This window comes from Allobosea sp. RIT-PG3_2 (genome assembly GCF_057321085.1).
Genome location: NZ_JBXWCA010000027.1, coordinates 1 through 941, shown reverse-complemented (window position 1 = coordinate 941; position 941 = coordinate 1). Strand labels below are relative to the sequence as shown.

Below are 941 nucleotides of genomic sequence, written 5' to 3'. Positions count from 1 at the left end.
CTTTTTCGGTGGCGATTTTAGTTATGCGTTACGCCAGTGTTTTCGGGCGAAAATTATTCCAGGTCTCAGCCGCCTCCTGTTCGTTTGGGCGCCCGCCCCGTCGCGCTCCGCGGCAGGCGCAACCACTGCTGCTCCCGATATTTGTCTATGTCTTTTTACATGTCGCCTATTTCAAGCGAAAGTAAGAGAAAGCAGCGGGGCGGCTGAGCGCTGGTCTCAAACGATTGCGGAGCAACGATAGGATGGGCAAAGAGGAATACATTAGCGAACTCATCCAAAAGCTCGAAACGACACAGCCGCTAGGGGAGGAAGAGCAGCGACTGCTTCGCCAACTGCCCCTGAACATCCGGCACTACGAGGCGGGGCAGGATATTGTCCGCGAAGGTGAACTCGCCAAGCAATGCTGCCTCGTTATCGGCGGGCTCGTGTGTCGTTATAAAATTGTCGGGGAGGGGCAGCGGCAAATCATATCGCTCCATCTTCCGGGAGACATCCCCGACATCCATTCGCTGGTACTCCCACGGATGGATCACAATCTGGGAACCCTCACTTCTGTAACGGTGGGTTTCATCCCGCATGAACCGGTCAGAGCGCTCACCCGCAGCTCCTTTCGCATTGCAGAGGCATTCTGGCGCGAGACGTTGATAGAGGCTTCGATCTATCGTGAATGGATGGTCGGGATTGGGAAGCGCCCCGCTGCAAGCCGCATTGCGCACTTCCTGTGTGAATTCATCACGAAGATGAAAGCCATCGGCCTGTCAGACGGCATAACCTGCAATCTGCCCATGACCCAGACGGAAATCGCCGATTCACTGGGCCTGTCGACCGTCCATATGAACAAGCAGCTGCGGAAAATTCGCGAAACCGGCCTGGTTCGTATCCGGGCGAGCCGTATCACGGTTCTGAATTGGTCGGGTCTCTGCGAGTTGGCGGAATTTGAC

Annotated in this window: 2 protein-coding genes; both read left to right on the top strand. The window is 55.9% G+C overall.

All coding sequences use genetic code 11. From position 1 onward, the window contains the following. A partial coding sequence (locus AC2FAN_RS27200) for a hypothetical protein (protein ID WP_485177071.1) occupies positions 1-185 on the top strand: 185 nt, incomplete at its 5' end. 57 nt (positions 186-242) lie between these two features. Next, a partial coding sequence (locus AC2FAN_RS27195) for a Crp/Fnr family transcriptional regulator (protein ID WP_485177070.1) occupies positions 243-941 on the top strand: 699 nt, incomplete at its 3' end.